Here is a 16,585-nt window from a genome sequence, read left to right on the forward strand (position 1 = left end):
CCAGGAGAGCCGATTACCTTGCCAGAGGCCCCGACCGTCCGGTCGGCCTCCCGACGCAAGGAGCACGCCATCCACCGTCGCCCGATCGTCCTCGTCCACGGCACACGGACGTCGTCGGCGATCTGGCGACGACAGGTCGACGCGCTGGAGCGGTCCGGTCACCGGACGATCGCCATCGACCTGCCGGGGCACGGCACACGCACCGGGGAGCGGTTCAGCCTGGCCGGTGCGCTCGACGCGATCGACGGCGCCGTCGACAGCTGCTCCGAGCCCCCGCTGCTGGTCGGGCTCTCCCTCGGCGGCTATGCGAGCCTGGCGTACACCCGTGAGCACGAGACGAAGATCGCCGGCGTCGTCCTGGCGGGCTGCTCCACCGAGATCAAAGGCAAGCCCGTCAGCGCCTACCGACGGGTCGCCCATCTCGTGGCCCGCACCCTGCGTCCGCGCGGCGGCTCCTGGCACGTCGTCACCGACATGCTCACCTCGCTCGCCGGCTACTCCCCGCTCGCCGACCTGCGCCGCACCGCCGTCCCGGTCTGGCTGGTCAACGGCAGCCGCGACCCGCTGCGCCTCGACGAGCGCCGCTACCTCGAGGCCCGTCCCGGCACGCGCCTGACGGTCGTCCCGCGTGCCGGTCACGACGTCAACGCGCACGCGCCCGTCGCGTTCAACCGGGTGCTGCTCAACGCCCTGCACGAGCTGCGGTCGCGCGACTCGTTCGCCATCGCCTGACGCATGTCGCTGGCTCGGTCGGTGACCGGGCAGAGTAGGCCCGTGGTCGACCGCCTGCGCACCCGTGCGACCGTGCTGCACGCCGACGCCGACTCGTTCTTCGCGGCGGTCGAGCAGCGCGACAAGCCCTCGCTGCGGGGCAAGCCCGTGCTGGTCGGCGGCACCGGTCCGCGTGGGGTCGTCTCGACCGCGTCGTACGAGGCACGGCAGGCGGGCGCGCGGTCGGCGATGCCGATGAGCCGGGCGCGACGCCTCGCACCGGCGGCGGCCGTCCTGTTCCCTCGCTTCGAGGCCTACAGCGCGTACTCGCGCGCGATCATGGCCGAGCTCGCGACCCTCTCGCCGGTGGTCGAGCAGCTGAGCATCGACGAGGCGTTCGTCGACCTGGAGGACGGAACCTTCGCCGACGACCCGTCGGGTGCGGCGGCCGACGTCCGCGCACGGATCCGGGCCCTGACCGGGCTCGCGGTGTCGATCGGGATCGGCCGGACCAAGCTCGTCGCCAAGCTCGCCTCGGAGGCCGCCAAGCCCGACGGGCTCCGGCTCGTGGAGCCTGCCGACGAGGACGCGTTCCTCCTGCCCCTGCCCGTGCGCGCCGTGCCGGGCATCGGGCCGGCGACGGCGGCGGCGCTCGAACGGCTCGACGCCCGGACCGTCGCGGACCTGCGACGCCAGCCGCTCGACGTCCTGACCATGACGGTCGGCGAGTCGTCGGGGGCGAACCTCTACCGTCTGGCCCGTGGCATCGACCCCCGGCCGGTGACGGTGGGAGCAGAGCGCAAGTCGGTGGGCGCCGAGCGCACGTTCGCCGCCGACATCTTCGGCCGCGACGCCATCACCACCGCCATCGACGCGGTGACCGACGAGGCGCTGCGCCGGCTCACCGCGCATGGCGGGGGCGCGCGGACCGTCGTCGCCAAGGTGCGGTTCGCGGACTTCACGACGCTCACCCGGTCGATCACGCTCCCGCAGCCCTCCGCGGAGCCTGCCGAGCTGCGCGCGGCGGCCCACCAGGCGGCGCTCGCCGCCGGCCTCACCGACTCCGTGCGGCTGCTCGGGGTCTCGTTCCACAACCTCTCGGCGCACGCCCAGCTGACGCTCCCCTGGGACGCCGACGACCTCGACGTCGAGCCGGAACCGCTCGACCTTCCGGCCGAGGACCCGAGCCAGTCGCGACCGCTCACCGAGGAGAACGCCCGCCCCGGTCTCGACATCGAGCACCCGACCCGCGGCCGAGGCTGGGTCGTGCACGTGCGCGGCCGCGAGGCGACGGTCCGGTTCGAGTCCGTCGACACCCCTCCGGCGCGCTCCCAGGTGCTCGACCTGGACGCGGAGCCGCTGATGCTCGTCCCGCCGCTCGTCGCGCTGGAGCCGTCCTAGGCTCGGCGGCGCCCGGCGCGACGACTGCTCAGACGGTGCCTGCGGCGCAGGAGCGCCCCGCGTCCGTGACGGTCTGCGCCACACCCTCGAGCACGCGCACCGAGCTGGGATCTCGGGCGGCTTTCGGCACGCGGACGGGTGACTGCGCGCAGCCGCCGACCTAGGCTCGACGGATGCCTCCGGTGCGCAACATCCAGACCGCGCTCGACACGATCACCCAGCCCTGGCAGCCCCACCGCCTGGCCACGGTCAACGACTACGACGTCAAGGTGGTCAAGCTCGACGGCGAGTTCGTCTGGCACAGCCACCCGGACACCGACGAGCTCTTCCTGGTGGTCTCCGGGCGCCTCACCATCCAGCTGCGCGACGGCGACGTCGAGCTCGGCCCGCAGGACGTCTACGTGGTGCCGAAGGGCGTCGAGCACTGCCCGAGGGCCGACGGCGAGGTGTGCGCCCTGCTGGTCGAGCCGGCGGGCACGGTGAACACCGGCGACGCCGGCGGCGAGCGGACGTCGCCGCTGCGCGACCTCGGCGACTAGCGGCGGCCGTCCAGCCGGATCGTCCAGGGCTCGACGGCGTCGACGACCAGGTGCGACCCGCTCCACGGGTCGGCCGCGAGCACCTCGCGCACGGCGTCGGCCGAGTCCGCCTCGATCGCCTCGACGACGCGGACCTCGTCGGCCAACGGCCCTCCGAGCACCACGAAGCCCGAGGCCACGAGCCCGTCCATGAACGCGGCGTGCTGCGTCCAGCCGGACTGCTCCTCCAACGGGACACCCGGCTGCCAGAGCGGTCCGGACCGCCGCAGCCCGACCAGGAACATCACGTCGCGCGCCGGCTGCGTCGGTCGTTCTCCCTCTCGATCGCCCCGACCAGCTCGTCCTTGGTCATCGACGACCGGCCCGCGATGTCGAGCTCCTTGGCGACGTCGTACAGGTGCGCCTTCGACGCGTTCGCGTCGACACCCCCGGCCGTCGGGGCCGTCGACCCGTAGCCCTCCTCGGCACGCTCGTCGCTCGGGCCGTTGTGCTCCTTGGGGCGCCAGCTGTCGCCGACCTTCTCGTGCGTGTGCTTGAGCGCGGCGAACGCGACCCGGTGAGCGGCCTCCTCGTCACCGTCGTACTGCTCGATCGCTGCGTCGTACGCGTGGGCGTAGGTGCGCTGCGCCTTCTCGTCGGATCGCTGCAAGGTGGCCGGCAGCTCGCTCTGCCTGGCAGCACCGGACCTCGCGGTCTTGGGCATGGTCGCCTCCCGTCGTCGGACCTCGATCGTCACGCCGCGGGCGTCCGCCCGCGACTCCAGGGGACACTTTGTTCAATTGCCGAAGTAAGTCGTAGGGTGGGGTTCGTGATCACCGACGACACCTACGTGGCAGGCATGACCTGGGGCTGGACCGGCGTGCGCGGCACGTGGGCGGACGCCGAGGCCGAACGGTCGATGGACCTGATGGTCGAACGGCTCGGCGTGACGTGGACCGCGATCACGTTCGCGGCTCTGCAGGACACGGCGCAGTCCACCGAGATCCACTTCCGCGACGAGCCCACCGTCACGGACGACGAGGTCCGCTGGGCGGTCCGCGCGGCCAAGGCACGGGGCCTGAAGGTCGTCCTGAAGCCCGTGGTCAACGTGGCCGACGGCACCTGGCGCGCACACATCAACTTCTTCGACATCGAGGTGCCGCCCGAGCCCAAGTGGTCGCACTGGTTCGCCAGCTACACCGAGTTCATCGTCCACCACGCGCGCATCGCCGCGCAGGAGGGCGTGGAGATGCTCTGCATCGGGTGCGAGATGGTGCAGACGGACCGCCGCGAGGCCGAGTGGCGGTCGCTGATCGCGCAGGTGCGGGCGGTCTACGACGGGGTGCTCACCTACAACTGCGACAAGTACCAGGAGGACCACGTCACCTGGTGGGACGCGGTCGACGTCATCTCGTCGTCCGGCTACTACCCGGTCGACGACTGGGAGAACCAGCTCGACCGCATCGAACCGGTGGTCACGAAGTTCGGGAAGCCGTTCTTCTTCATGGAGGCGGGCTGCCCGAGCCGCGAGGGCTCCCCCGCCATCCCCAACGACTGGACCCTGCAGGGCGAGCCGTCGCAGCAGGCGCAGGTCGACTGGTACGAGGCCGCGTTCGGTGCGTGCGCGCGGCGGGACTGGGTGCGCGGCTTCATGCTCTGGGACTGGCCGGCACGGGTGTACGACGAGTCTGCCGCGGCCGGCGACGCCGACTACTCCGTGTTCGGCAAGGCCGCCGAGACGGTCATCCGCGACGCGTACGCGCAGCAGGTGGCCCGCCGGGGCTGAGGCCGGTCAGGCTGAGCTGGACGGGCACGAGCACGGCCGAGTGGTCGGTGGCCAGGTTCGCCGTCGACGAGCCGTACGGCGAGCGGCCGAGCGTGGAGAGCGCGGAGGACATGGATGCCTGCTTCGCTGCAGCCGCGGACCGACGTCCGGCGGCGGTACTTTCAACGTAGGCCCGCTCGCGCGGCGGGCACAAGAGTGCTTCCCACCTGCGGCTCCGCCGAGCCGCGTCCCGGCCGACGACCCACGGAGGACCTCATGGCGACGATCGTCTCCACCCTGTTCAGCTCTCTCGACGGCGTCATCGAGATCGACCCGACATGGCACTTCCCGTACTTCGACGCGAACATGGGCGCCGCGGTGACCGAGGACTACGAGGACGTCGACGTCCTCCTCCTGGGGCGCGTCACCTACGACAGCTTCGCCGGCGCCTGGCCCGACCGGGAGGCCGCCGGCGGCGAGGACGCCTCGTTCGCGGCGCGGCTCGGCGACATGCGCAAGGTCGTCGCAACCCGGGGCTCGCAGGACCTCGGCTGGCGCAACGTCGAGAAGGTCGACGGCGAGCTCGTCGCCGCCGTCGCCGAGCTGAAGAAGGCGCCCGGGAAGATCCTCGTCGCCGGCTCGGTCTCGGTGGTCCGCCAGCTGCTGGCCGCCGGTCTCCTCGACGAGCTCCGCCTGCTGGTGCACCCCGTCGCCGCGCGCAAGGGCGAGCGCCTCTTCGACGAGGGCGAGCCCATCTACCCGCTCACGCTGCTGCGCTCGGACGTCTTCCCGACCGGCGTCGTCCGCCTGATCTACGCGCCGGGCGCACTGCCGAACGACGCCGCGTACGAGGACGTCACCGACAAGGTCCCCGGCGCGGCCGACGCATAGGCGCCGGGCTCAGCGCAGCCGCATCAGGCCGGCGCTCGTCGGGGTGAAACCGCACGCGTCGAGGTAGAAGGTGCGCAGGTCGTCGTCGAAGTCGACGTGCAACCACGCGCACCCGGCAGCGGCTGCGTGCTCGCGCGCGACCTCGATCAGTCGGACCCCGATCCCTCGTCGGCGAGCGCGCAGAGCGACCGACGTGTCCTCGATGAACGCGTGCTCGAGCCCGTCCCAGATGACGTTGACGAAGCCGACCATGCCGTCGCGGTCCCGGGCGACGACCCAGCCGAGGCTGAGGCGGGCGAGCCGGTCGCTCCAGTCGTCGTCGGACGGGTGGTGCTCGAACGCCTCCGCGTGCAGGGCGTTGGCCTCGTCGTTGGTGAACGAGCCACGCCACTCGTAGGTCACGCTGTCCGGTTCGCTGGTGGTCATCGTGCGAGTCTCGCCGTCGCGGAGCCGACGTTCCTGCGATTTCTCTCGAGCGCGCGAGGACGAACGAGCAGGCACGCCGGTGAGGGCGCGAGCGCGACGCCACCTTGACCGACCCACGCGCACGTCGAGCCGCCGTTCCTCCCATCGTCCACCGACTGCGATCCGGTGTCCGTGCCCGTTAGCGTGGCTTGGTGATCAGCGTGCCCCCGTCGTTCCGAGCGATGCCGCGCTGGTGGCGTGGCGCGACGGAGTGGCTGGACGGCCTGCCGGGCCTGGTCGACGCCCAGTGCGAGGTGTGGGGCCTGCAGGTCGACGGTCTTCCCCTGCACGGGTCCAACGCGATCGTGGTGCCGGTTCGAGGAGGTCCACGTGGGGACGACGCCCTGGCACTGCGAATGACTCCACCAGGCGACGATCTCTCGGCTCTGGTGGAGGCTCTGCGGTTCTGGGACGGTCGCGGGACCGTGACGCTGGTTGATGTCGACGTGCCCGCGGGTGCGCTGCTCCTCGAACGCCTGGACGCCCGGCGTTCGCTGTCCTCTCTCCCGCTCGACGACGCGATCCCCGTTCTCGCCCGAACGATGCTGCGACTCGCGCGCCCGGCGCCCGCCCACGTGCCGTCGACCACGCAGCGACCCCTCGAGGAACGCGCGACGCTCGTCGCGGCGTGGCACTCCGCAGGGGCAGGGCGCCACGCCACGCTGGCGCAGTTCCATGCCGCCGAAGAGGCAGCCGACCTGCTCAGCGCAACCAGCTCCGACCTCGCGGCCAATGCGGACCTGCATGCGGGCCAGGTTCTGGCAGGTTCGCGGGAAACATGGCTGGTGGTCGATCCGGTCCTCTTGCGCGGCGACATCGAGTGCGACCTCGCGCGCGTGCTGTGGAGCCGAATCGACGAGATGGCCGACTCCCATGAGGTTCTGGGGCATCTGCGGACGGTCGTCGACATCGCCGGGCTCGACGAGCGACGCGCGCGGGCGTGGGTGCTCTATCGCGCGGCGTCGTACCTCCTGTGGTGCCTCGAGCACGGGCTGACCGAGGATCCCCGACGATGCGGCCGACTGCTCGACGCCGTGCTACCCCGGTAAGCGTGGAGCCGGGTCGTCAGCGAGTGAACGCTGCGAAACTCACGGTTCCCCGGGTGTGGTGCCGCGGACGCCCTGCAGACATGCCTGCACGGCTGCGGTGGTCCTCGGGCGAACACGAAAGGCTCTGACCCGGCGTTTCCGCAGGTCAGAGCCCTCATGCTCGCTGTCTCAACGAGTGTCCGGAGGGGGACTTGAACCCCCACGCCCGTTAGGGCACTAGCACCTCAAGCTAGCGCGTCTGCCATTCCGCCACCCGGACAGGTGGACCGTGAGACACCCGGAGGCGCCCTCAGGTGCGGCAGAAAAGATAGCACGGCGCGGCTGGCAGGCATGCATCGGCCACCCGGTGCAGACTGTGCGCGTGGCAGCGACAGGGGTGCCGACGACGCAGGGAGCCTGATGACGGACGCGAGCCAGACGCCGGGGCGTGCACCGGGCCCGGCCGCGCGCAAGGTGGCAGGTGCGCGACGCAACCCCGCCGTGTACGGCGTCGAGCACACGGCCCCGCGCTGGCTGCGCAACTCGGCCGGCGTCTCGTGGCGGTTGCTCGTCGTCCTGGTGATGGTGGCGCTCATCTTCTTCGTCGTCGGGAAGGTGATGCTGCTCTTCGTCGCGCTGTTCATCGCCTTCGTGTTCACCGCGGTGCTCCGACCGATCGTCGACTTCCTCAGCCGGTTCCTGCCCCGTGGCCTCTCGACTGCGCTGGCGATCTTCGGCGGGTTCTTCGTCTTCATCGGGCTGCTCGCCTACGTCGCGTACTCCGTGGCCAACCAGTGGACCGACCTCACCAAGCAGTTCGGCAACGGGCTCACCCAGATCACCGACTTCCTGGAGAGCGGGAAGCTGCCGTTCACCATCACCAACGAGCAGATCGCCGAGTGGATCAACAACGGCCAGAAGTGGGTGCAGGACCATGCGGGCGACCTGGCGGGTCAGGCCGCCGCGGGTGCCGGCTCCGTGGTCGAGGTGTTCACCGCGCTCGCCCTGGCCATCTTCTGCACGGCGTTCTTCCTGGCGCGGGGCAGGCAGATGTGGACGTGGTTCCTCAACCAGCTGCCGTCCCGGGTCCGCGAGACGTGGATCGCCGCCGCCGGGGCCGGGTGGTACACGTTCTCCGGGTACACCCGCGGCACGGTGCTCATCGCCCTCACGGACGGCATCCTGGCGTTCATCCTCCTGCTCGTCCTGCACGTGCCGCTCGCGGCACCACTCGCTGTGCTGGTCATCATCGGCGCGTTCATCCCGCTGATCGGTGCGCCCTTGGCGATGGTCATCGCTGCGATCGTGGCCCTGGCCGCCAACGGCTTCTGGTCGGCCGTGTTCGTCACCATCGGCATCGCCGCGATCGGGCAGCTGGAAGGCCACATCTTCCAGCCGTTCATCATGGGCAGACAGGTCCGGCTGCATCCCGTGGTCATCGCCCTGTCCGTGACGGCCGGGACGTTGTCCTTCGGTCTCCTCGGCGCCGTCATCGCCGTGCCGTTCGTCGCGGTCTGCTGGGCGATCTTCTCCCGGCTGAGGACGCTCGATCCTCCGATGGAGGAGGACGAGGCGGACGACGACGTCGAGCCCGTGGACGAGGTCGAGTCGATCGAGGACAAGGAGCCGGTCGCCGAAGGGTGACGGTCAGTGGAAGTCGCGTGAGGTCGTCCGGACCCGCAGCGACATGGGCACCAGGTGCTCGGCGACCAGGTTGGTCGCCCCGTCGGAACGCTCCAGCCGTCCCCGGACCACCAGGGCGCGCGACGTCCGCGCGACCTTGCGGAACCGTTGCCACAGGCCCGCCGAGCAGATGATGTTGAGCAGCCCGGTCTCGTCCTCCAGGGACAGGAACGTGATCCCGCCGGCGGTCCCCGGGCGCTGCCGGTGCGTGACCACACCCGCGACGGCCACGCGCCGCCCGAGCTCGTGCGTGTACGCCTGCTCCACCCGGAGGACCCCCGCTGCGTCCAGCCCGTCGCGCACGAACTGCGTCGGGTAGGAGTCGACGGACACCCCCGTCGCCCAGACGTCCGCGGTGGCGACCTCGACCTCGCTCAGCCCGGGCAGCGTCGGTGCGCTCACCCCGACCGAGACCCCGGGCAGCGTGTCCGGCCCCTCCTGCGCCAGCGCACCGGCCGCCCACAGCGCCTCCCTGCGGGTCACGCCCAGGCTGTCGAGCGCCCCCGACGTGGCCAGCGCCTCGAGCTGGGCGGTCGAGAGCTGGACGCGACGGACCAGCTGGCGCAGGTCGGCGTACGGGCCGCGCGCCCGGCGCTCGTCGACCACCCGCTGCGCGACGTCCTCCCCCACCGACCGCACCGAGGCCAGCCCGAGACGGACCGCGAGCGAGCGCCTGCCGTCCCCCGTCCGCACGCCCGGCGCCGTGACCGGGCCGGTGCCGCTCGGCGTCGGTACGAGCCGCGGCTCGCCGCCCACCGGGGTCGGCCCCAGCCGCTCCACGCACGCCTGCACGTCGGAGGCCTGGATGTCCGGGCGCAGGACCTCCAGCCCGTGCCGACGGGCATCGGCGGCGAGGGACTGCGGCGAGTAGAACCCCATCGGCTGCGCCGCCAGCAGCCCCGCGTAGAACGCGGCCGGGTGGTAGACCTTCAGCCACGCGCTGGCGTACACGAGGAACGCGAACGAGTACGCGTGCGACTCGGGGAACCCGAAGTCCGCGAACGCCTTGAGCTTGTCGAAGATCTGCTGGCCGGTCTCCGCGTCGATCCCGTGCCCGGCCATCCCTGCCAGCAGGCGCCCCCGCAGCGCCTCCATCCGCTCGGTCGAGCGCTTGGACCCCATCGCGCGCCGGAGCTGGTCCGCCTCCGCCGGCGTGAAGTCGGCGACGTCGATGGCCATCTGCATGAGCTGCTCCTGGAACAGCGGGACGCCCTTGGTCTTGGCCAGCGACTTCTCGAGCAGCGGGTGCAGGTAGGTGACCGGCTGCCGGCCGTGCGCGCGCTCGATGTACGGGTGCACCGAACCGCCCTGGATCGGGCCGGGGCGGATGAGGGCGACCTCGATGACGATGTCGTAGAACGTCCGGGGCTGCAGACGAGGCAGCGTGCCCATCTGCGCGCGCGACTCCACCTGGAACACCCCGACCGTGTCCGCCGCGCTGAGCAGGTCGTACACCCGCGGGTCCTCCGCGGGCAGCCCGTGCAGGTCGAGCACCTGCCCCTCGTGCTCCTTGACCGACATGAACCCGATCCGCAGCGCGGTGAGCATGCCCAGCCCGAGCAGGTCGAACTTCACCAGCCCCGCGTCGGCACAGTCCTCCTTGTCCCACTGCAGCACCGTGCGACCGGGCATCCGCGCCCACTCCACCGGGCACACCTCGATCACCGGCCGGTCGCACATGACCATGCCGCCCGAGTGGATCCCCAGGTGCCGTGGCAGGCGCAGGAACCGGTCCGCCAGGTCGATGACCTGCTCCGGGATCTCGTCCAGGTCGCTCGCCGACGGGGGCAGGATCGCCGGGACCACGTCGTGCCCGTCCGCGGTGGCCAGCCCCGGCGTGTCCACACCCTTCGGAGCTCGCAGCACCGACGGTGGCTCCCACGTGTTGCCCCACATCGAGGCACGCGTGCGCCACCGCTCCTCGCGCGCGGTGACCACGGAGGTGGGCTGCTCGGGCACCGGGCCGACGTGACCGACGTGCGGGCGTCGTCGCGTGCTCGAGGGGCGCTCGGGCTCGGCAGGCACCGGGGCGGCGGCGGGGCGCAGGCTCCCCCAGCGCTCGATCGACGACGCCCACGCGTCCTGCTGCCCGGTGTCGTACCCGAGCGCCCGGGCGGCGTCCCGGACCGCCGACCGCGGCCGGTAGGAGATGACGTTGGCCACCTGCGCCGCGTGCGTACGACCGTGCTTCTCGTAGACGTACTGGATGACCTCCTCGCGGCGCGCGGACTCGATGTCCACGTCGATGTCCGGTGGCCCGTCGCGCTCCGGGGCGAGGAACCGCTCGAAGAGCAGGCCGTGCCGCACGGCGTCGACGGCGGTGACCCGCAGCGCGTAGCAGACCGCCGAGTTGGCCGCCGACCCGCGACCCTGCGCCATGATCCCGTTGCGGCGGCAGAAGTCGACCAGGTCGTAGACGACCAGGAAGTACCCGGGGAACCCGAGGTCCTCGATCACGCGCAGCTCGTGCGCCAGCTGCGCGTACGCACCGGGCACGCGCTCCTTCTCCGGCGGTCCGTACAGCTCGAGGGCACCCAGTCGTACCAGCTCGCGCAGCCAGGTGGCCTCGGTGTGCCCGGGGGGCACCGGGTAGGGCGGCAGGTTCGGCGCGACGAGGGAGAGGTCGAACGCGCACTCGTCGGCCAGGTCCGCCGCGGTGCCGACGGCCGACGGGTGCCGGCGGTGCAGCGCGAGCATCTCGGCCGCCGACCGCATGTGCGCGCCCGGTCCCCCGGGCAGCCAGCCGTCCAGGTCCTCCAGCGACGACCGCGCCCGGACGGCGGCGAGCGCGGAGGCCAGGTCGGCGTCGCGCGGTGTGGCGTAGTGGACGTTCCCGGTGGCCACCAGGGGCAGACCCGCCTCCTTCGCCAGGTAGGCGAGGGCGTCGGCGCGCTCCGCGTCGTACGGGTCCCCCGCCGCCGTCGTCTCGACCGCCACGTTGTCCCGCCCGAACAGGGCGACGAGCCGGTCCAGCTCCCTGCGTGCGGCGGCCACCCCCGTCGCGCTGACGCCCGCGACCCCCGAGGGATCGCCGCCGGCGAGCGCCCGCCGGACCGACCCCTTGCGGCAGCCGGTGAGCACGAGCCACTGCCCGGCGGCCGTCGCGGCGAGCTCCTCGAGCCGGTAGTCGGCAGCGCCCTTCTTCCCGGTGCGCAGGTGCGCCTCCGCGATCGCGCGGGACAGGGCGCGGTACCCGTCGGGACCGCGGGCGAGCACCAGCAGGTGCGACGCGCGCGGGTCCGGGACGCCCGTCGGCAGGTCCAGCACCGGTGGTCCGGGCGTCACCCGCACCTCCCGGTGGTGCCGTCGTCCGTCCGGCGCGGGCAGGTGCAGCTCGGCGCCGAACACCGTCGGCAGCCCGACCGCCTTGGCCGCCTGGGCGAACCGCACCACGCCGTACAGGCCGTCGTGGTCGGTGACCGCGAGCGCCCGCAGCCCGAGCCGGGACGCCTCCGCGGCCAGCTCCTCGGGCTGGCTCGCCCCGTCCAGGAAGCTGAACGCCGTGTGCGCGTGGAGCTCGGCGTAGCGCAACCGGTCAGTCATACGACGCCTCGCACGTCCAGCCGCTCGCCGTGCAGGCGAGCAGCACCGCGCGCCCGTCGTCGAACGTCACCTGCAGGTGCGCGCGCAGCCCCGGGCGGTCGTCGGTCCACCACCGCTCGCTCAGCAGCCACGGCCCCGCCCACCCGACGACGGACCGCACGTCGTCCGCGGGCCGCGGGCCACCGAACAGCACGTCGTCACCCAGACGAGCCGGGCGACCGACGGAGCGGCTCGGCCCGCGCTGACGCAGGGGCACGTCCTCGTCCTCCCGCGGCATCCACCGCACCCACGCCGGCTCCCCCGTCATCCCGGCACGCACGTCGAGCACCACGGGCACCCCCGCGGCGTCGCGGACCTCGACGCGCTCGGGCGGGTCGAGGACCGTCGCCGGGGCGGGATCGGGCAGCCGCCCGGGCCACGGGCGGTCCACCGGCCGTGCGGGCTCGGTCTGCTCACCCCACGGCTGCAGGTGCACCTGGTCACGGACGTCCCGACCGCCCTGCAGCGTCGCCACGAGGATCCCCGAACCGCCGACGATCCCCTGCACCCGGTCCAGTGCCCGGTGCGCGCGCAGGTCCCCGCCGGACGGTCCGCCCCACAGTCGCCCCTGCTCGGCACCCGCCGGGGCGACGTCCAGGGCGGTGACCGCCAGGTGCACGAGCGCGACCGGGCGGGAGTCGTCGGGCCACGGGTCCACGGGCAGGTCGTCGTGCGCCCACGGGTCCTTGCCGGACGCCACGGCCGCACGTGCGCCGGCCGAGCGTGCACGTGCCGCCGGGTCGTCCAGGGAGCGGCTGCGGGCGGTCTCGACCGCGGTCGCGGCCAGCCAGCCCTCCAGCTGCCAGCGGATCCGGTCGGTGATCCGTGCGGGCGTCAGGCCGCCCCAGCCGCCGAGGTCGGTGCGCCAGGTCCGGACCAGGTCGTCACCCTCGTCGGTGCGGGCGGCGATCTGCAGGCGTCCGCAGGTCACGGAGTGCGCCACCAGCAGCTCGTGCAGCTCCTCGGCCAGCCTGCGCCCGGCGAAGGTCGCCTGGTCGACCCGGTCGAGCGGCGGGTCCAGCTCGGTGGACACCTCGAGGTCCGCCTCCGGGCGGCGGCGGGCCGGCGGGCGCTCGTCGTCCCCGCGCGCGAGCAGCTGCGCCCACGCCCCGAGGCGACCGAACCGGGCGCTCACGTCGGTGGGCGGCAGGGCGGCCAGCTGTCCGAGGGTGCGCAGCCCGAGGCGGTGCAGCAGGTCCACCAGGTCCGTCACCGCGGCCGCGGCCTCGTCGGTGACCGCCGCGTGCACCAGCTCGGTCACGCCGTGCCGAGCGAGGTAGGCGGGCGACTGACCGGGCGGCACCACGGTCCCGGACCGGGTGGCCAGGACCGCGGCCAGCAACCCGTCCGCGGTGCCGACCGCGCACTCGTGCCCCGACCGGGAGGCGACCGCGTCGACCAGCAGCTCCGCGAGCGCCTCCTCGGACCCGTGGTACCGGCTCGCGCCGCCAGCGGGCAGCAGGAGCATTCCCGCGCGCACCACCTCGATGCCCGCCACGACGGTCTCCGCGGCGGCAGCGACGGGCTCGAACAGGCGCACGTCGCGGGTGTCGTCGGCGGGCAGCAGGACCAGCTCCGGGCAGACCCCCTGCGCCTGCCGTCGTCGCATCCCGCGCCGCACCCCCTCCGCCCGGGCGAGGGCGGACACCGCGGTGAGCCGCTGCCCGTCGTGCACCGCGGCGGGCAGGTGGGCGGGCACCTCCTCGGTGGCGGCCGCGGCCACGACCGGCCAGTCGGGCACCCACAGCACCGTGGTCCGGGTGCTCATCCGACGAGCCTCAGCCCGGTCGCGGGGAGCGCAGCGGTGGCCGGCTCAGTGGCGATCGGCTCGGCACCCAGCGGCAGCGTGAGGTCGAGCGACTGCGGCACCGCGGCGCTGCCACGTCCGGTGCGCGCCACCCGGATCTCGTGGGTCCGCAACCGACCCTCGCCCGCGTCCACCCCGGTCCACCGCCCCTGCTGCACGGTGAGCACCACGCCCGCACCGGGCCAGTCGGTGGTCGACAGCAGCACGGACCCCCGGTCGCGCGCGCGGGCGGACAGGCGCCGACGGTCGGTGTCGGTGAGCGAGACCTGGGGTCCGACGACCACCACGTCCACCCCGTCGAGCAGCGCGGCGAGCACGGTGGGCGACTCGAGCCCGGGCCGAGGAACGACGGCCAGCCGCTCGAGCGACACCCCCGCCTGCGCGGCGGCGAGCAGCCCGACGGTCGGCTGCCCGACCACCGCCGCCCACGCGCCACCCGCGCACGCGTGCGCGAGCAGGGCGAGCACGAGCGAGGTGGACCCGCTGACGACGGTCGTCGCGCCGCGGCGCAGCCCCTCGGGGAGCAGTGGGACGAGGGCCGGCGGCACGGCCATCGGCGGCCGCTCGGTGGTGAGGATCCCCGCAGGAGCAGGGTCCGGCGCAGCCCCCGACACCACCGGCACGAGGGTGACGACCGGCTCCTCGGGCCGGGTGCCGAGGGGCAGCACGCTGCGTGCGCCGGTCCGCTCCTCGGCGCGTGCGAGGGCCGCGCGCGCGAGCCGGACCCGGTCCTCGCGGGTCATGGTTCCGGCGGTCATGCGCACCTCCCTCGTCGCGGTGTGGAGTTGAGTCCGTGGTGTCGGCTCGAACAACTGTTCGAAGTATCTCAGTACACGCTGACATCGTCGGCACTGTCAATCCGCCGACCACCCACCTGGGCGATGTACGTTTTCGCCGACCGGCAGCGTCGCCGGCGAGCCGGAAGGGCAGCTATGAGAATCGTCGTCGGCGTCTATCGCCTCGCGCTGGCAGCGATCACGCTGATCGCGCTGTTCTGGTCGCCGAGCGGCGGCGTCAGCCTCGACCTCGAGGACTACGTCTACTTCACCAACCAGTCGAACCTGCTGCTGGCGGTCGTCATGCTCTGGGGCGGCATCGCGGTCCTCGCCCGCCGACGGGAGCCGCAGCCCTGGCTCTGGGGCGCCGTGACCCTGTTCCTGCTGATCACCGGGCTCGTCTCGTACTTCATCCTCGACCCTGCCCCGCCCGGCGAGGAGATCATCGCCCTGGGCCTGACGCACGACCAGCTCGTGCACCGGCTGACGCCCATCGCGACGTTCGTGCACTTCCTGCTGATGGTCCCCCACCGCCGGCTGCACGTCCGGACGGCCGCCTGGTGGCTGGCCTACCCCGTGGCGTACTGCGCGTTCAGCACGATCCGCGGCGTCGTCAGCCCGGGCAGCCCCTACCCGTACGGCTTCGTCGACGTGTCCGAGATCGGCTACGGCGGGCTGATGAAGAACGTCGTCATCTACGCGATCGGCTTCTTCCTGCTCGGCCTCGCGCTCGTCGGCATCGACCGTCTGCTGCCTGCCCGTGTGCTGATCGGACCTCGCGACGAGGCGCTGGAGCCTTCCCTGGCCGGGACGGCGAGCACCCCGGCCCCGCCCGCGACATGATGGCGCCATGGCCGTGAACCTCACCCGTCCCGTCGCCCCGGACCCCTACTCGCTCCTGCCGAAGGTCCCCGACTTCACGCTGACCAGCGAGGACGTCGTCGCCGGCGAGCGCGTGCCCGACGTGCACACGAACACCGGCGCCGACCGCAACGTCTCCCCCCAGCTGTCCTGGTCGGGCTTCCCGGACGCCACGAGGTCGTTCCTGGTCAGCTGCTTCGACCCGGATGCCCCGGGACCTGCCGGCTGGTGGCACTGGACGCTGGCGGACGTCCCGGCGAGCGTCACGTCGCTCGCTCGCGGCGCCGGCAACCCGGACGGCTCCGGCCTGCCCGCGGGCGCGATCCAGCTGAAGGGCGACGACGGTGTCGCCGGCTATGTCGGCGCGGCACCACCTCCCGGCGACCAGGTGCACCGCTACTTCTTCGTCGTCCACGCCCTCGACACGGACTCGCTCGGGTTCTCCGCGGACACCATGCCCGGCGCCGCCAACACGGCGGTCCTGTTCCACACGCTCGCCCGCGCGATCCTCGTCGGGACCTACCAGCGATGAGCCTGGGCACGCTCACCTGGACCCGCGCGCTCGACCACCCCCACCTCCTGGCCACCTCCACCCTCGCGACGATCACCGCGTGGGCGGAGCAGGACGCGAGCGTGGCCGACGCCGTGCTGGTCACCGAGATCGACCCGGACCTGGCCGACACCGCGACGCTGACCGAGTCGTTCGCCCTGCCCCCCGCCGCGTCGGCCAACTGCGTGCTCGTCGCCGGCCGCCGAGAGGGCGAGGAGCGCGTCGCCGCATGCGTCGTGCGCGCAACCACCCGCGCCGACGTCAACAATGCGGTGAAGCGGCTGCTCGACGTCCGCAAGGCCTCGTTCCTGCCGATGGACCGCGCGGTCGAGGAGTCGGGCATGGAGTACGGCGGCATCACGCCGCTCGGCCTTCCCGCCCGCTACCGGGTGCTCGTGGACGCGTCCGTGGCCGTCGACGACCCGGACGCCGGACCCGTCGTCATCATCGGCAGCGGCGTGCGCCGCTCCAAGATCGCGCTGCCCGGCGCCCTGCTCGCCCGCGCACCGGGCGTCCTGGTCGTCGACGGTCTCGCCCTGGGCTGACC

General features: G+C 73.0%; 17 protein-coding genes and 1 tRNA gene. 10 read left to right on the plus strand and 8 right to left on the minus strand.

All coding sequences use genetic code 11. The features are described 5' to 3' along the window. Positions 1-18 precede the first annotated feature (18 nt). The 3 genes from AC1DUE_RS09735 (at position 19) to AC1DUE_RS09745 (ending at position 2,651) form a co-directional block, all read left to right on the plus strand. Positions 19-732 carry an alpha/beta fold hydrolase gene (locus AC1DUE_RS09735; RefSeq protein WP_477039200.1) on the plus strand — a complete coding sequence of 238 codons (714 nt, stop codon included), beginning with the start codon at positions 19-21 and terminating at the stop codon, positions 730-732. A 42-nt stretch (positions 733-774) separates the two neighbouring features. Continuing rightward, entirely contained in the window at positions 775-2,112 is a 1,338-nt protein-coding gene (locus AC1DUE_RS09740) for a DNA polymerase IV (RefSeq protein ID WP_477039201.1), read from the plus strand. A gap of 173 nt (positions 2,113-2,285) precedes the next feature. Further along, entirely contained in the window at positions 2,286-2,651 is a 366-nt protein-coding gene (locus tag AC1DUE_RS09745; RefSeq protein WP_477039202.1) for a cupin domain-containing protein, read from the plus strand. Here the strand turns inward: AC1DUE_RS09745 and AC1DUE_RS09750 are convergent. Together AC1DUE_RS09750 and AC1DUE_RS09755 are read right to left on the minus strand one after the other, a co-directional pair. Next, positions 2,648-2,938 carry a YciI family protein gene (locus tag AC1DUE_RS09750; protein ID WP_477039203.1) on the minus strand — a complete coding sequence of 97 codons (291 nt, stop codon included), beginning with the start codon at positions 2,936-2,938 and terminating at the stop codon, positions 2,648-2,650. The genes AC1DUE_RS09745 and AC1DUE_RS09750 overlap by 4 nt on opposite strands. Next, positions 2,935-3,354 carry a ChaB family protein gene (locus AC1DUE_RS09755; RefSeq protein WP_477039282.1) on the minus strand — a complete coding sequence of 140 codons (420 nt, stop codon included), beginning with the start codon at positions 3,352-3,354 and terminating at the stop codon, positions 2,935-2,937. The genes AC1DUE_RS09750 and AC1DUE_RS09755 overlap by 4 nt, the downstream gene beginning before the upstream one ends. A 105-nt stretch (positions 3,355-3,459) precedes the next feature. Between AC1DUE_RS09755 and AC1DUE_RS09760 the strand changes: the two genes are divergently transcribed. Next, entirely contained in the window at positions 3,460-4,416 is a 957-nt protein-coding gene (locus tag AC1DUE_RS09760; RefSeq protein WP_477039204.1) for a glycoside hydrolase family 113, read from the plus strand. Here AC1DUE_RS09760 and AC1DUE_RS09765 read toward each other — a convergent pair. Continuing rightward, the gene (locus tag AC1DUE_RS09765) at positions 4,373-4,528 is read right to left on the minus strand and encodes a hypothetical protein (protein ID WP_477039205.1); all 156 of its coding nucleotides are present in this window, start codon (positions 4,526-4,528) and stop codon (positions 4,373-4,375) included. The genes AC1DUE_RS09760 and AC1DUE_RS09765 overlap by 44 nt on opposite strands. Positions 4,529-4,671: 143 nt before the next feature. Between AC1DUE_RS09765 and AC1DUE_RS09770 the strand changes: the two genes are divergently transcribed. After that, positions 4,672-5,286, plus strand: coding sequence for a dihydrofolate reductase family protein (locus AC1DUE_RS09770; protein ID WP_477039206.1), 615 nt, complete (start codon positions 4,672-4,674; stop codon positions 5,284-5,286). Positions 5,287-5,295: 9 nt separating this feature from the next. Here AC1DUE_RS09770 and AC1DUE_RS09775 read toward each other — a convergent pair whose 3' ends face one another. Continuing rightward, on the minus strand, positions 5,296-5,712 hold the full coding sequence (locus tag AC1DUE_RS09775; protein ID WP_477039207.1) for a GNAT family N-acetyltransferase: 417 nt from the start codon (positions 5,710-5,712) through the stop codon (positions 5,296-5,298). A 221-nt stretch (positions 5,713-5,933) separates the two neighbouring features. Here AC1DUE_RS09775 and AC1DUE_RS09780 point away from each other — a divergent pair, with 221 nt between their 5' ends. Then, a complete protein-coding gene (locus AC1DUE_RS09780) occupies positions 5,934-6,800 on the plus strand; it encodes an aminoglycoside phosphotransferase family protein (protein WP_477039283.1) in 867 nt (288 codons plus the stop codon). 176 nt (positions 6,801-6,976) lie between these two features. On the opposite strand, the gene AC1DUE_RS09785 is transcribed toward AC1DUE_RS09780, so the two are convergent. Next, positions 6,977-7,059 (minus strand) — tRNA-Leu (locus tag AC1DUE_RS09785). A gap of 140 nt (positions 7,060-7,199) precedes the next feature. On the opposite strand from AC1DUE_RS09785, the gene AC1DUE_RS09790 reads away from it, so the two are divergent. Further along, positions 7,200-8,423, plus strand: coding sequence for an AI-2E family transporter (locus tag AC1DUE_RS09790; protein ID WP_477039208.1), 1,224 nt, complete (start codon positions 7,200-7,202; stop codon positions 8,421-8,423). Between the two features lie 3 nt (positions 8,424-8,426). Here AC1DUE_RS09790 and AC1DUE_RS09795 read toward each other — a convergent pair whose 3' ends face one another. From AC1DUE_RS09795 to AC1DUE_RS09805, 3 genes are read right to left on the minus strand one after another with little or no spacing between them, the layout of a single operon-like run. Continuing rightward, positions 8,427-12,005 (minus strand): error-prone DNA polymerase, encoded by a 3,579-nt coding sequence (locus AC1DUE_RS09795; RefSeq protein ID WP_477039209.1) that lies wholly within the window; start codon positions 12,003-12,005, stop codon positions 8,427-8,429. Continuing rightward, positions 11,998-13,812 carry a DNA polymerase Y family protein gene (locus AC1DUE_RS09800; protein WP_477039210.1) on the minus strand — a complete coding sequence of 605 codons (1,815 nt, stop codon included), beginning with the start codon at positions 13,810-13,812 and terminating at the stop codon, positions 11,998-12,000. Before AC1DUE_RS09800 ends, AC1DUE_RS09795 begins: the two co-directional genes overlap by 8 nt. Beyond that, positions 13,809-14,609, minus strand: a complete 801-nt coding sequence (locus tag AC1DUE_RS09805) for a hypothetical protein (protein ID WP_477039211.1) — start codon at positions 14,607-14,609, stop codon at positions 13,809-13,811. Before AC1DUE_RS09805 ends, AC1DUE_RS09800 begins: the two co-directional genes overlap by 4 nt. A 174-nt stretch (positions 14,610-14,783) precedes the next feature. Between AC1DUE_RS09805 and AC1DUE_RS09810 the strand changes: the two genes are divergently transcribed. Genes AC1DUE_RS09810 through AC1DUE_RS09820 form a run of 3 tightly spaced genes read left to right on the plus strand, consistent with a single transcriptional unit; the run spans position 14,784 to position 16,583 of the window. Further along, positions 14,784-15,470 (plus strand): Pr6Pr family membrane protein, encoded by a 687-nt coding sequence (locus AC1DUE_RS09810; protein WP_477039212.1) that lies wholly within the window; start codon positions 14,784-14,786, stop codon positions 15,468-15,470. A 7-nt stretch (positions 15,471-15,477) separates the two neighbouring features. Further along, positions 15,478-16,020 (plus strand): YbhB/YbcL family Raf kinase inhibitor-like protein, encoded by a 543-nt coding sequence (locus tag AC1DUE_RS09815; protein WP_477039213.1) that lies wholly within the window; start codon positions 15,478-15,480, stop codon positions 16,018-16,020. Then, a complete protein-coding gene (locus AC1DUE_RS09820) occupies positions 16,017-16,583 on the plus strand; it encodes a YbaK/EbsC family protein (protein ID WP_477039214.1) in 567 nt (188 codons plus the stop codon). Before AC1DUE_RS09815 ends, AC1DUE_RS09820 begins: the two co-directional genes overlap by 4 nt. The last annotated feature ends 2 nt before the right edge of the window (positions 16,584-16,585 follow it).

This window comes from Cellulomonas sp. P4_A2 (assembly GCF_056402515.1).

Coding starts and splice junctions, on each gene's coding strand:
- AC1DUE_RS09770 (WP_477039206.1), top strand. CDS start 4,672: ATGGCGACGATCGTCTCCACCCTGTTCAGCTCTCTCGACGGCGTCATC.
- AC1DUE_RS09810 (WP_477039212.1), top strand. CDS start 14,784: ATGAGAATCGTCGTCGGCGTCTATCGCCTCGCGCTGGCAGCGATCACG.
- AC1DUE_RS09745 (WP_477039202.1), top strand. CDS start 2,286: ATGCCTCCGGTGCGCAACATCCAGACCGCGCTCGACACGATCACCCAG.
- AC1DUE_RS09765 (WP_477039205.1), bottom strand. CDS start 4,528: ATGTCCTCCGCGCTCTCCACGCTCGGCCGCTCGCCGTACGGCTCGTCG.
- AC1DUE_RS09775 (WP_477039207.1), bottom strand. CDS start 5,712: ATGACCACCAGCGAACCGGACAGCGTGACCTACGAGTGGCGTGGCTCG.
- AC1DUE_RS09820 (WP_477039214.1), top strand. CDS start 16,017: ATGAGCCTGGGCACGCTCACCTGGACCCGCGCGCTCGACCACCCCCAC.
- AC1DUE_RS09790 (WP_477039208.1), top strand. CDS start 7,200: ATGACGGACGCGAGCCAGACGCCGGGGCGTGCACCGGGCCCGGCCGCG.
- AC1DUE_RS09780 (WP_477039283.1), top strand. CDS start 5,934: ATGCCGCGCTGGTGGCGTGGCGCGACGGAGTGGCTGGACGGCCTGCCG.
- AC1DUE_RS09755 (WP_477039282.1), bottom strand. CDS start 3,354: ATGCCCAAGACCGCGAGGTCCGGTGCTGCCAGGCAGAGCGAGCTGCCG.
- AC1DUE_RS09800 (WP_477039210.1), bottom strand. CDS start 13,812: ATGAGCACCCGGACCACGGTGCTGTGGGTGCCCGACTGGCCGGTCGTG.
- AC1DUE_RS09815 (WP_477039213.1), top strand. CDS start 15,478: ATGGCCGTGAACCTCACCCGTCCCGTCGCCCCGGACCCCTACTCGCTC.
- AC1DUE_RS09805 (WP_477039211.1), bottom strand. CDS start 14,609: ATGACCGCCGGAACCATGACCCGCGAGGACCGGGTCCGGCTCGCGCGC.
- AC1DUE_RS09795 (WP_477039209.1), bottom strand. CDS start 12,005: ATGACTGACCGGTTGCGCTACGCCGAGCTCCACGCGCACACGGCGTTC.